Consider the following 12,295-nt stretch of genomic DNA (forward strand, 5'->3'; position numbering starts at 1 on the left):
TGCTGGCGCTCCACAGCGTAGGCGCGCGCGTACTCAAAGGCTTGTTTGGCCGAGCCAAGCGACGCCGCGCCCAGGCCCGCGCGCCCAATGTCGAGCGTCTGCATCGAGATCGCGAAGCCCTGGCCGGGCTGTCCGATTACGTTCGCGGCGGGCACGCGACAATCCTCGAAGAACAGGCTGGCGGTGTGCGATGCGCGCAGGCCCATCTTCTCCTCGACCTTGCCGACCTTGAAGCCGGGAAAATCTTTCTCGACGATGAACGCCGTGATGCCGCGCGGCCCTAGCGACGGATCGACCGTGGCGAAGACCACCAGCGTATCGGCGAACGAGCCATTGGTGATCCACATCTTGCTGCCGTTGAGCACCCACTCATCGCCGTCCTGCCGCGCCGTGGTGCGAATATGCGCCGCGTCCGATCCGGCGTTGGGCTCCGTCAGGCACCACGCGCCGATCTTCTCGCCCGTCGCGATCGGCGTGAGGTATTTGTGCTTCTGCTCCTCGTTGCCGCCCAGGAAGATCGTCATCCCCGCAAGCTGCACCGACGCGCCGATGATCGTCCCAACCGATGCGTCGTACCGATTCAACTCCTCCATCAGGATGCAATAGCCGGTGATGCCCATCTCGATGCCGCTGTACGCTTCGGGAAAAGGAATGCCCATCAGCCCTAGCTCAGCCGCCTTTTTGAGCACAGGATACGGCACGGCCTCTTCTTCGTCGTACTGGCGGGCGACCGGCGCGACTTCCTTCTCCGCAAACTCGCGGATCGTCTGGCGCAGCATCTTCAAGTCTTCGGATAGTTCGGTAGGCATAGTGGTGGCTCCTTTGCACGTGTACAGCTCGTGTGCAGGATCGACGAGGATGGTGCTGACGGCGCTGTCAGCATTCGAGCGATTCAGCAGCGCGATGGCTGGTATGAGCTATACTTTGCTGTTCCTCATTGCGCAGAGAAGACGCTCAACAAAACAGTTGCGCCACTCGACGGGACACAGCTATAATGAGGAAACCTGAAAAGTATTCAGATTATAAGTCCGCTCTGACGACGCTGTCAAGCGCATGAGGCCCCCATGACTCGCAAACAGCCCATATCGACGCCGCTGCTCAACCAGCCGAAGCAAGCCCGCTCACGCCAGACAGTGACGCGCATTCTGGATGCCGCCGCCGAGCTATTCACGACCCAGGGCTACGACAACACCACCACCAGCGACATCGCCAATCGTGCAGGCAAGCCGGTCGGCTCGGTCTATACCTACTTCAAAGATAAACAGCAGATTTTACTGGCGCTGTGGGATAAGCTGTACCAGCAAGAAACCGAGGCCGCGCTGGCCGAGCTGGAGATTGGGGAGTCGGAAAATCTGCGCGAACTGATCGATCGGGCGGTCGCGCGGCTTTTCGAGCGGCATATGTTCTACCGCAAGCTCAGCCCGACGCTGGCCTACCTTGCCACGCAGGACGCGGAAGTCGCCGCCCGTGTGCGCGAGCTGAACCGGATCGCCCTGGAGCGGATTCAGCGCTTCTTGCGGCAGATCAACGAGCACGGGCTGGGCCATATCGCCGACCCGGAGGCGGCGGCGGTTGTGATTCAGGTTTCGACCGAAACGCTGGCGGGCATGGGCCTGCCCTACACCACGCACATCAGCAGCGCCCGGGTCCAGGCGGCGCTCAGCGCGATGATCTGGAGCTTTATCACGCTACCGGCACCACGCTCATAGTGCCCGATCGGGAGCTAGCGCTCTGAGACTGTGGGCAGATACCCATCGGCTGCTCTGGTCTGACGTGTCTCGCTGCGCGCCAGTAGGATCACTGCCACCAGGATCAGGCCGCCGCCCACAATTTGCACCAGCATGATTCTCTCGTGCAAAAAGAGCACCGCCAGCAGCACCGTCACCAGCGGCTCGAACGTCGAAAGCGTCGCGGCATTGGTCGGGCCGACGCGCTCCAGGCCGGCAAAAAATGTGACGATCGCCAGCACGGTCGAGATCAGCGCAATAGCTACGATGGCGCTCCAACCGGCGATGGTCGTGGGAAAGTGTACGCCCTGGATCGCGGCGATCGTGGCGTAGACCAGCGCCGCCGCCGTCATGATCACCGCCGACGAGGGAATCGCGCCGGTTCGGGCGGTCACGCGGCTGCCGACCAGGATGTAGACGGCGTAGATCACGGAGGTGGCAACACCCAGCGCGATACCAAGCGGCTGGCCGCCTCCCGCAGGGCCGATCGTCAGCGCCGCGCCGACCAGGGCGCAGACGAGCGCGGCCAGCTTAACCGGAGTGATGCGCTCGCGCAGAAAGATCGCCGATAGCGCTGTCACCAGCACGGGATAGAGATACAGCAGCAGCGCCACCAGCGACGCCGAGGCCATCGTCAGCGCCATGAAGTACGCCAGCGATTGCGCGACGTAGCCGATGCCACCCATCAGCGCGAGGTTCAGCAGTATCCGCCCGCGCGGAAAGCGCAGCCGCCACGCGCCCATGATGCCGCCCATCACCGCCGAGGCGATCACGAAGCGCACAAACAAGACCGTTATCGGATCGGCACCGGCGTCGTAGGCGATCCGGGCGAAGATCGCCAGTGCGCCGAAGGAGAGCGCCGAGATAATAATCAGGAGCAGGCCAAGTCCACGTTGCATAGCGGGGAGTGTAGCCGTCGTGGTCGGCGGTGTCAACAGACCTTCGGCGCATGCCGGGTGGTCGGATCGCTTCCGTTGGTACCACAATTAGAGGTTTGTGATACGAATCACGGGAGGTATGTCGATGGAGCTACGTAGCGTTGATCTACTTTTACTACCTCGCGCTGCTGGTCAAGATGCTTGAAATGGACTATACTCAAGACTATGGTACGTGCATACGAAGAAATCATTGATTTTATCGCAGCGGGAACTAGCCCCGGCAAAATTATCGCCTTCCGCCCGTCCGAGACGACAAAAGCACGTGTCGCTGATCTCATTCACCGTGAGAAAACCGGCGGGTTGTCGTCGGATGAGGCTGCTGAGTTGGCTCATTACCTCCAACTTGAGCACTTAATGCGCCTCACGAAAGCGCGTGCGCTACACCATTTGGCCCATGACGAGCTACATTAGTGCGGAATTACGGCGGCTTGTCACGGCGCGTGCCGACGGTATCTGCGAATATTGCCTGATTCACGAAGACGACACGTACTTCGGCTGCCAGATCGATCATATCATTAGCGAAAAACACGGCGGCCCACAAGTGAAGACAACCTCGCCCTCGCCTGCATCTTCTGTAATCGATACAAAGGGAGCGATATTGGCTCCATCGATTGGGCAACCAATAGCTTTGTACGCTTTTACAATCCCCGTACCGACGCCTGGGCAGATCACTTTGAACTCGATGGGATTATCATCAAACCACGCACAGCGATTGGTGAAGTTACTGCACGCATTTTAGAGCTTAACAACAGTGAGCGCTTGCTAGAGCGGCAGATGCTCCAGGCTGTGGACCGATATCAAACTCCAGAAGCGCGAGTCCGTACACAAACGTACCCGACGCTCTAAAACCCCTTGATGCGCCCGCTTCCCGTGATGCCTCGCGGTTTTTTTACATCGCCAATAAGAGGCACAAAACGATTCTGACCCTCAATAAACCTCATCCTCAAACCCTTATACGCTACTGTGACGCGGCCAGGAGGTAGCGATCGACTCGCCAGCAGCGCCGATCTCCGATACACTATCCAGAACAACTGACCAGACGCAACTTAATGGAGCCACACATGCGCGTTTTCATCTCGGTTGACATGGAAGGCATCGCGGGGATCGTCCATGCGGAGCAGACGCGGCCACACGCGCCGGAGTACGAGCGAAGCTGCCGCCTGATGACGGCGGAGGCCAACGCGGCGATCGAAGGGGCGCTTGCGGCGGGCGCGCGCGAGATCGTCGTCAGCGACTCGCACTGGGACATGCGCAACATCATCGCCGATGAGCTGAATCCTGCCGCCGAGCTGATCCAGGGATCGCCGCGCCCGTGGTCGATGATGCAGGGCATCGACGAGCGCTTCGACGCGGTCTGCTTCGTCGGCTACCACGCGATGGCCGGGACCGAGGCGGCGGTGATCGATCACACCTACACCGGCAGCATCCTGAACGTCCGCCTGAACGATCAGCCCGTGGGCGAGATCGGCATCAACGCGGCGCTGGCAGGACACTTCGGCGTGCCGGTCAGGCTGGTGACGGGCGATCAGCAGGCCGTCGCCGAGGCGCACGCGCTGCTGGGCGCGGATCTCGTCACCGTCGCAGTGAAGCAGAGCGTCGCGCGATTTGCCGCCCGCTCGGTCGCGCCGGTGGTCGCGCGCGAGCGCATCCGCGAGGCGATGACGCAGGCGCTACGCCAGCGCCGCGAGCCGTGGCGTGTCACAGGATCGATCAAGCTATCGGTGGACTTCATGAAGACGCAGCAGGCGGACATGGCGGCGCTGCTGCCGGGCGCTGAGCGAACCGCGCCGCGAACCGTCGAGTTCGCGCACGACGATTATTTGACTGTTTTTCGCGCCTGGCGGGTGCTGTTCACGCTGGGACAGTTGGATTAGGTCGATCGTGGGGCAGATAACAAGCGTAGGCCCTCACCCCCGAATGTTAGCGACGGGGTGAGGGCCAAACGATCAGTACGTTACTTCTCAGTGGGTAACTTCGTGCGCGGCAGGCTCGCCGTGCAACTGCGGACCGGCGCTGGACTGAAGATCGCCGCGAGCGCCGCCCTCGCCTTCGAGACGCTCGGCATGGCCGTCGTGCTCTGGCTCATGCGCCCCGTGGTGATGATGCGAGGCACCCGTCGGATCGTAGTGCTTGACAAGGCTGGCTGTGCGAACCCGCCGATCGTACTCTCCATCAACTGCGGCAACGAAAGATTTGAGCGCATCGAACAGGCCCATATGCTACACCTCTTGAGATGATTTTCACATAATTGCACGGCAAGTATAATGCCTCTATAGATCCTTTGCAAGTACTGTTCCGGCGCTGAAACATGGCATACCGCCGCGTCGGACGGAGTATAATACCAGAGCGTTTCGCGAAAGGAGCCCGTATGTCCGCCCCACTCGGCTGCCTGATCCTGCACGGCTTCACCTCCAGCTTAGATACCGTCCGCGCGCTCGTGCCAATGGTCGAGCGGCTTGAGCTGCCGTACCGCCTGCCAATCCTGCGCGGGCACTGCACCCGCCCGGAGGACCTGTGCGGCGTCACCTGGGGCGACTGGTACGAGGATGCCGCTGCGGCCATGCACGACCTGCGCACCGAGGCCGATCAGATCGTCGTCTGCGGCCTGTCGATGGGCGGGCTGGTCGCGCTGCATCTGGCCGCCGAGCATCCCCACGACATCGCGGGCGTCGTCACGATCGCGGCGGCGCTCCAGATTGCCGACCCGCTGATCCACTTCAGCCCGATCCTGGCGCGTCTCGTCAAGATGTGGAAGGCCAATCCGGGGAACGGCTACGCCGATGCGTCGCTGGTCGCCAGCAACACCAACTACACCCGTATCGCCACCGACGCGCTCGTATCGCTCCACCGCTACGGCAAAGTCGTCACCAACATCCTGCCGCGCGTCGAGACGCCGCTGCTGCTGATCCACAGCCGCCGCGATCGCGTGATCAAGCCCGCGTCGGCGGAGATTATCCACCAGCGCGTTAGCTCGCGCAACAAGCGGATACGCTGGTTCGATGTCTCAGGGCATGAGATGTTGCAGGACTGTGAGGCGGATGCCGTCGTCGCCGAGGTGGAGCAGTTCATTCGGACGCTTCAGGTGACTAACAGGTCGGTGCTGGCGTAAATTCTGCTATACTTGGTAATGCTAGGGCGCAGGTGCTGCGCCCTTTTGGTGCAATGCATAGAATGAAGTAACAAGGATACCTGAAGCATGGCTCAACCGCAACGCCCGTATCGCGCACCCAATCGCGTCCCACCTCGGCGGCCAACACCGTCAAGCGCGCGGGCATATGGCATCGGACGGGCTCGGCGCAGCGGTGGTTGTAGCTTGATCATCGCCGCCCTGCTCGCCGTGCTGTGCGTCGGCGGAGCGTACACCTATAAGCGCGTATCGGGAGCGATCAATGCGATCAGCAGCGGGCAGGAGGTGCGCAGCACGCAGGTGGCCGCGGGGCCGCCGCCCGTGATTTTGAAGGAGCCATTCAACGTGCTGGTGATCGGCGTCGATCTGCGGGCCAACCAGCAGGACGAGGGCGCGCGCTCCGACACGCTGATCGTGGTGCATGTCGATCCAGTTCAGAAATGGGCCTCGATGCTCTCGATCCCGCGCGATACATTCGTCCAGATTCCTAACAGCGCGTGCGCGGGTGCCGCTGGCACCAAGATCAACGCGGCCTACTCATGCGGCTACAGCAATCCCAGCATCTACGGGCCGAAGGCCACCCCGCAAGACGCGGGGGCGGCGCTCGCCGCCGATACGGTCGAGGATTTTCTGGGCATCACCATCGACTACACCGCGCAGGTCGACTTCAACGGCTTCCAGAAGATCGTCGACGCGCTGGGCGGCATTACCGTAGACGTGCCGCGCGCGATCCTCGACGCCGAGTATCCGACCGAAGACAATGGCTACATGCGGCTGTACATTCCCGCCGGGCTCCAGCGCATGGACGGCACGACCGCGCTGCGCTACGCCCGGACGCGCCACGCCGACAACGACTTTGGCCGCGCACAGCGGCAGCAGCAGGTGATGCAGGCCGTGCTTGACGAGCTGAAACGCCAGGGCTTGCTCAGCCGGGTCGAGGCCGCGCCGGAGCTGCTCGATGTCGCCAGCCAGTCGGTCAGGACCACGATCAAGCTCAACGATCTTAGCACGCTGCGCGGCCTGGCGGCGCTGGCGCAGGAGATCAAGCCCGATCAGATCCAGCGCCTGGTGATGAAGCCCGAAACCAATCCCGACGGCACGAGCAACCTGATGGGCGATCTCAGCTCGGCGATTCAGTGGGACCCGGCATATGTGCAGCGGATCGCGCAGCAGTTCCAGCTTCCGCCCGGCGAGCAAGCGCCGTCGCCTGCGGTGGTCCAGGTGCAGAACGGGACGCTGATTCGTGGCCTGGCCGGGCAGGTGACGACCGATCTTGAGGTGCGCGGGTATAAAACCGCCAAGCCGACCGACGCGCCTGAGAAGGGCATTCCCCACACGCTGATCCTCGACTACACCGGCAAGCCGGATGTCACCAGGCGCCTGGCGCAACTGCTGAGCATCGACGCGGCGTACATTCAAGACGCCTCAGCGGAAAGTCCGCCGCCGAATGTGGACGTTGTGGTGCGGCTGGGAGATGATTACCAGCCGCCGACCAGCGCGACCGGCATCAAGCAGTAGCGGGGCAGCGGGCAGGTCATCTGCCCGCTGTGCTTATCCTTCCGCCGATGTCCTTACATCACCGCCCGGTTGTTGCAGCCGCAGCGCCGATGCCAGCTCTGGATGGGTGACATATTGCCCGTCGACCAGCACCTCGCGATCCCAGGGGTTCAAGATCAGCGCATCCGAGGTCAGCGCCACAAAGTCGGGCCGGGGCTGCGCCCAGGTGTGCGCGTACAGCACCGCCGTGCGCACGTGAGTAGCGCCCATTCGCTGCACCTCCTCGGCGGCGATCGAGAGCGTCTGGCCGCTATCGGCGATCTCGTCCACGATCAACACACGCCGTCCTTTGACCTTATCCGGCGGCCTGATGATCCAGGTGGGATGCTGCCGCACCACCGCGTCGTTGAAGCGACGGGTTAGACGGATCGGGTACAGCTCGCGGCGCAGAATACACGCGAGCATCGTCGCCGGAAAGAACCCGCCCCGCGCGATGCCCAGGATAATCTGCGGCTCGTCCCGCTCGATCTGCACCGCAAGCTGGCGCACCATCGCCTCGAAGCGCTCCCACGAGATCGGCTCGACCCCGACGCGATGTGAATAATCGTATGATTGCATGGGCACTCCACTGCTAGCACACACTTGGTATTGTAACCAATTAATCCCGCCATCCAAGACGAAAGGGACGTTCCGCTGAACGCCCCTTCGCGCCGACCGTGAGCCTCGCCGCTACCGCTGGGAATCTACGACCTCGATGTTGTCCTTGCCGCCGTAGAAATCCCACCACGGCTTCGCGCCCTTGGCGAGGACTTCGTTGAGCGCCGCGATGTTTTGCACGCCGCGATCTTCCAGCCACGTACGCAGCCCTTGCGCGCCGCCCTTGCCGTACTCAGGAATGCCGTCCTGCCACGTGGCGCGGCCACACAGCACACCCGCGAAGGGCGTGCCCGCCTCGGCGGCCAGCTCCAGCGTCTCGCGGAAGATCTCGTCGGTGACACCCGCGCTGAGGTAGATGAACGGCACCCGCGCGACCTGCGCCGCCGTGCGGAAATGCTCCTTGGCCTCTTCGCGGCTATACGCAACCTGGCCGTCGTGGTTTGCCTTCGAGCCCTCGACGTAGCGCACGTTGACCGGCACCTCAACCTTCAGCACGTCCACGCCGTACTGTGGCTTGGAAAACTCCTGCATGTACTTGGTGACTTTGTCGGGCTTGGCGCGCGCAAACTCGATGCTTTTCTCGTCGCCGATCTCGTCGCTGTAGCAGATCGGCTCGAGGAAGAAGGGCACGTCGTTGGCGCGACACTCGGCTCCGATTCGCTCGATGAACGCATGCTTGATGGTATTGATCTGCGGATCGTCGTCGGGATCGTAGTACAGCAAGATTTTGATCGCGTCTGCACCGGCCTCGACCAGCCGACGCACCGACCATTCGGGCAGCAGATCGGGCAGGCGGCCTTTAACCGTCACGTCGTAGCCGGTCTTCTCGTAGGCGAGCAGCACACCGGCGTTCTTGGCCCGATGCTTGATCGCCTCAAGGCCATATTCGGGGTCCATCAAGATCGCGCTGGCGTGCGGCGTCAGCACCTCGGTGACGATCGCCTTGAACTCGCTCAGCTCGGCAGCGCTCGACTCGCCGCCCTTGGCCTTGGCTATCGCTTTCTGGAGCGAGCCGCGCTGGTCCATCGCCGCCGCCGCAATAATGCCTTTTTCGTCGGCGACGGCATTGATCCCCTCGAACTTGCCGCGAGTCATGCGGACTTTGGATTGTGTTTGTGCCATACCACTTATCCTCCCATGATGCTCGATCTCTTGCACAAACAGATGAGGTTCTCCCTGGACGCCTGCGCGCAGAGACGAAGCCGGTCGGCTCACCGTCTCGCGCCAGGTTCCGACCGAGTATAGCACAGCCTCAATCGGCTTGACAAAACAGCGCCGGAGCAGGCGCGGTTGACCGCAGCACATACCGACCGTACACTGTGAGTATGCACATCCATCGCTATATCGAGGTTCCCGCGCCGCTCGATCTCACCCGGTCGCTGCTTGCCGAAGCGCCGCCCTTCGACGGCGAGCGGCTCGGCGCGCTCTGGCGCTGGCAGGACGAGCTATGGACGATCGAGCAGCGCTGCTTCGACGATGGCCGCATGCTCTGGCGCGGCACCTGTCCCGCCTTGCCCCAGGCCAGCTTCCTGCTCTCCGCGACGCTGCACGACGCGATTGTCGCCACGCAGGTCGAGATTCATCTGGCCGTTACGCTGCCCAGGCGTGGCCTGTGGCATCTCCAGCGCGATCGACGCCGCAGCCGCCTGCTTGCCGATGGCCTCGACGCCGCGCTGGCCTCGCTGAAACAACGTGCGCTTCAATCCGCGCCCGCTCCCGCGGCGTCCACCAATCTGCCAGTCGATCCGCAGCAGCTTGCCGCCGCGCTCCAATCGACTCATCCTGACACCGTCGCGGCATTCACCGCGATGCACGCCTTGTCAGGTCTGGCGGCGGTCGTGGCGCTCGATCAGCGCTGGCAGGCGACCGAGGCGGGCGCGTTCGACCCGGATGTGTATCAGCAGGCCGCAGATCTGCCGCCGACGCTCGCCGACTACGATCTGATCTATGCGGGCGGTGGCCTGGGCCTGCTGCACGCCGAGGTGATGGCCCGGCGCTACGGCTACCGCGTGCTGCTCTTCGATCGCGGCGAGGTCGGCTGCGCGCACCGCGAGTGGAATATCTCGGAGCGCGAGCTACAGGCGCTCGTGACGATCGGGCTGTGTACCTGGGCGGAGCTTGAGCCGGTGATCATGCGGCGCTACCAGGATGGGATCATCCGCTTCTGGCCCGATCGGAGCGCGGTTCGTGCCGCCGCGCTGCATCTGCCGGATGTGCTGAACGTGGCGCTGGATGCCGCCGCGCTGCTGCGACTAGCCCGCCAGCAGCTTGAGGCCGCCGGTGGCACGATCCTCGATCGGCGGGCGTTCCGGCGGCTCTGCGCGCAGGCTCCCGGCAAGATCGCCGTCGAGGTGGAGCGCGAGGATGGCGGGCGCGAGCGCTACGGCGCGCGGCTGCTGCTCGACGGCATGGGCGCGACCTCGCCGCTGGCGCTGCGGCGCTTCGCGGGGCAGCCCTTCGCGGGCGTCTGCCCCACAGTCGGCACGGTTGTGGAGGGCCTGGAGCACGGCCCCGCGCCCGATCAGCATCATCCCGATGTCGGCGATATTCTGGTATCGATCACCGACACGCAGCGCGATCGACAACTGATCTGGGAGGGCTTCGCCGGACGCGACGATGAGCTGACGGTGTATGTGTTTTATTACGATACGTTAAAGAACAAAGTTCGACACACTCGAACGTCGAACCTCGAACCTCGTCACTCCCTGCTCGATCTCTTTGAGGATTATTTTCGCCTGCTGCCGACGTACAAGCGTCCCGGGCCGCGCTTCCGGCACATCAAGCCGGTCTATGGCTTCATTCCCGCGCGACACACCCAGCGTCGACAGACGGTGCCGCTCCTGCCGGGCGTGCTGCCGATCGGCGACTCGTCGGCGCAGCAATCGCCGCTGACCTTCTGCGGCTTTGGCTCGCACGTGCGCAATCTCGATCGCACGACATCGCTGCTGGACCGCGCGCTGCGCCGCGAACTGCTCGCGCCTGAGCACCTGGGGCAGATCAGCGCCTACCAGGCCAACGTCGCGCTCAACTGGGTCTTTAGCCGCTTCATGCAGCCCTGGCGCGCGCCGAACGATGTCAACCGGCTGCAAAATATCTTTGCGCGCGTGCTCAACGATGTTGGCGTAGACGTGGCCGTGCGCTTCTTTCAGGATCAGATGACCTGGCGCGACTACGGGCGAATCCTCAATCATACGCTGGCGATCTACAAGGCGATCATTCCGACGACGCTGGCCGTGCTTGGGCCGCGTGATACCGCGCGCTGGATCGCCGACTGGCTGCGCTTCTCCGGTGCCGCCGCCACAGCCGCCCTAGGCCGGACAATCGGCGGGCCGTCGCTCGACTCCTTTGCCGATCGTCTCGATCGCTACGCGCCCGGCTGGGCTTTTTGGCTGGCCTCGCGGCGGGCGGAGTGGCGCGCGATGGGCTGGGATCGTTGATCTGAAGCGCCAGCCTGTGGCATTGTGGCATGTGCAGTGCTACAATAGGCCCAGAGCGAATCGGCGCGCGTTGAGCACATCGCTGGTACCTCCGCGCCGGTCGCCGTAACAATAAGGCACAAAAAAACCGTATGGCAGCACAGCCCCGCGACATATCGGCGCGGCCACAGCCGACGCCAACTCAGCTCCCGACCGCACGGCCTCTCACGCCGAGCGAATTCAATACTGCGCTGGTCCATCTGTATCGCGGCGAGATCTCACGCGCCAACACCTGGCGCACGCGGCTCGACGGCACCACCAACTGGGCGGTCCTGACCACCGGCGCGACGCTTTCGTTCGCGTTTAGCAGCCCTGGCAACACGCACGTGATGATCCTGCTCAACTCGCTGCTGATCGGCTTTTTCCTGTACATCGAGGCCCGGCGCTACCGCTACTACGATCTGTGGCGGGCGCGCGTGCGGCTGATGGAGACGGAGTTCTTCGCCGATCTGCTGGTCGCCAACCAGAACGATGCCGATACCACCCACTGGCGCGAGCTGCTGGCCGCCGATCTGTTGCAGCCGCACTTCACGATCAGCATGTGGGAGGCGATGGGCCGTCGCCTCCGCCGCAACTACAGTTGGATCTTCACGGTGCTGGTGCTGAGCTGGATCGTCAAAATTGGGATTCATCCCACCCGCACCACCGACATCGCCACGATTGTGGATCGCGCCGCGATCGGGCCGTTCCCTGGCATGGTCGTTCTGGTGATTGGCTTCGTCTTCAACGGGCTGCTGATCCTGCTGGCGCTGCTGACCAGCAACTCGTTCAGTCGCTTCACATCGAGCGGCGAGATCCGTTCGCGTGAGGAAACCCGGCAGCAGATGGAGGAGGTCGAGCGGAATTGGTGGGAATAACCTCAGCCTGGGCCTT

Annotated in this window: 11 protein-coding genes; 6 read left to right on the forward strand and 5 right to left on the reverse strand. The window is 63.2% G+C overall.

What is annotated here, in order from left to right; genetic code table 11:
• A partial coding sequence (locus VFZ66_19550; GenBank protein HEX6291388.1) for an acyl-CoA dehydrogenase family protein occupies nucleotides 1-809 on the reverse strand: 809 nt, incomplete at its 3' end.
• Nucleotides 810-1,064: 255 nt separating this feature from the next.
• Between VFZ66_19550 and VFZ66_19555 the strand changes: the two genes are divergently transcribed.
• Nucleotides 1,065-1,709 carry a TetR/AcrR family transcriptional regulator gene (locus VFZ66_19555; GenBank protein ID HEX6291389.1) on the forward strand — a complete coding sequence of 215 codons (645 nt, stop codon included), beginning with the start codon at nucleotides 1,065-1,067 and terminating at the stop codon, nucleotides 1,707-1,709.
• Nucleotides 1,710-1,723: 14 nt separating this feature from the next.
• Here the strand turns inward: VFZ66_19555 and VFZ66_19560 are convergent, their stop codons facing one another.
• On the reverse strand, nucleotides 1,724-2,626 hold the full coding sequence (locus VFZ66_19560; protein ID HEX6291390.1) for a DMT family transporter: 903 nt from the start codon (nucleotides 2,624-2,626) through the stop codon (nucleotides 1,724-1,726).
• 1,100 nt (nucleotides 2,627-3,726) lie between these two features.
• On the opposite strand from VFZ66_19560, the gene VFZ66_19565 reads away from it, so the two are divergent.
• Entirely contained in the window at nucleotides 3,727-4,539 is an 813-nt protein-coding gene (locus VFZ66_19565; GenBank protein ID HEX6291391.1) for a M55 family metallopeptidase, read from the forward strand.
• Between the two features lie 87 nt (nucleotides 4,540-4,626).
• On the opposite strand, the gene VFZ66_19570 is transcribed toward VFZ66_19565, so the two are convergent.
• Nucleotides 4,627-4,881 carry a hypothetical protein gene (locus VFZ66_19570; protein HEX6291392.1) on the reverse strand — a complete coding sequence of 85 codons (255 nt, stop codon included), beginning with the start codon at nucleotides 4,879-4,881 and terminating at the stop codon, nucleotides 4,627-4,629.
• Nucleotides 4,882-5,033: 152 nt separating this feature from the next.
• Between VFZ66_19570 and VFZ66_19575 the strand changes: the two genes are divergently transcribed.
• On the forward strand, nucleotides 5,034-5,774 hold the full coding sequence (locus tag VFZ66_19575; GenBank protein ID HEX6291393.1) for an alpha/beta fold hydrolase: 741 nt from the start codon (nucleotides 5,034-5,036) through the stop codon (nucleotides 5,772-5,774).
• An 87-nt stretch (nucleotides 5,775-5,861) separates the two neighbouring features.
• On the forward strand, nucleotides 5,862-7,310 hold the full coding sequence (locus tag VFZ66_19580; protein ID HEX6291394.1) for an LCP family protein: 1,449 nt from the start codon (nucleotides 5,862-5,864) through the stop codon (nucleotides 7,308-7,310).
• Nucleotides 7,311-7,343: 33 nt separating this feature from the next.
• Here the strand turns inward: VFZ66_19580 and VFZ66_19585 are convergent, their stop codons facing one another.
• Nucleotides 7,344-7,907, reverse strand: coding sequence for a phosphoribosyltransferase family protein (locus VFZ66_19585; protein HEX6291395.1), 564 nt, complete (start codon nucleotides 7,905-7,907; stop codon nucleotides 7,344-7,346).
• A 111-nt stretch (nucleotides 7,908-8,018) separates the two neighbouring features.
• Nucleotides 8,019-9,068, reverse strand: coding sequence for a tagatose 1,6-diphosphate aldolase (locus VFZ66_19590; GenBank protein HEX6291396.1), 1,050 nt, complete (start codon nucleotides 9,066-9,068; stop codon nucleotides 8,019-8,021).
• A gap of 197 nt (nucleotides 9,069-9,265) precedes the next feature.
• Between VFZ66_19590 and VFZ66_19595 the strand changes: the two genes are divergently transcribed.
• Both VFZ66_19595 and VFZ66_19600 read left to right on the forward strand, forming a co-directional pair.
• The gene (locus tag VFZ66_19595) at nucleotides 9,266-11,383 is read left to right on the forward strand and encodes a hypothetical protein (protein ID HEX6291397.1); all 2,118 of its coding nucleotides are present in this window, start codon (nucleotides 9,266-9,268) and stop codon (nucleotides 11,381-11,383) included.
• Between the two features lie 131 nt (nucleotides 11,384-11,514).
• Nucleotides 11,515-12,279: a DUF2270 domain-containing protein gene (locus tag VFZ66_19600; protein HEX6291398.1), complete on the forward strand. Its 765-nt coding sequence runs from the start codon at nucleotides 11,515-11,517 to the stop codon at nucleotides 12,277-12,279.
• The last annotated feature ends 16 nt before the right edge of the window (nucleotides 12,280-12,295 follow it).

The sequence above is a fragment of the Herpetosiphonaceae bacterium genome (assembly GCA_036374795.1).
GTDB lineage: Bacteria > Chloroflexota > Chloroflexia > Chloroflexales > Kallotenuaceae > LB3-1.

Bases quoted from the DNA above. Each gene is read 5' to 3' on its own strand.
- VFZ66_19555 (HEX6291389.1), top strand. From the start codon at position 1,065: ATGACTCGCAAACAGCCCATATCGACGCCGCTGCTCAACCAGCCGAAG.
- VFZ66_19560 (HEX6291390.1), bottom strand. From the start codon at position 2,626: ATGCAACGTGGACTTGGCCTGCTCCTGATTATTATCTCGGCGCTCTCC.
- VFZ66_19565 (HEX6291391.1), top strand. From the start codon at position 3,727: ATGCGCGTTTTCATCTCGGTTGACATGGAAGGCATCGCGGGGATCGTC.
- VFZ66_19570 (HEX6291392.1), bottom strand. From the start codon at position 4,881: ATGGGCCTGTTCGATGCGCTCAAATCTTTCGTTGCCGCAGTTGATGGA.
- VFZ66_19575 (HEX6291393.1), top strand. From the start codon at position 5,034: ATGTCCGCCCCACTCGGCTGCCTGATCCTGCACGGCTTCACCTCCAGC.
- VFZ66_19580 (HEX6291394.1), top strand. From the start codon at position 5,862: ATGGCTCAACCGCAACGCCCGTATCGCGCACCCAATCGCGTCCCACCT.
- VFZ66_19585 (HEX6291395.1), bottom strand. From the start codon at position 7,907: ATGCAATCATACGATTATTCACATCGCGTCGGGGTCGAGCCGATCTCG.
- VFZ66_19590 (HEX6291396.1), bottom strand. From the start codon at position 9,068: ATGGCACAAACACAATCCAAAGTCCGCATGACTCGCGGCAAGTTCGAG.
- VFZ66_19600 (HEX6291398.1), top strand. From the start codon at position 11,515: ATGGCAGCACAGCCCCGCGACATATCGGCGCGGCCACAGCCGACGCCA.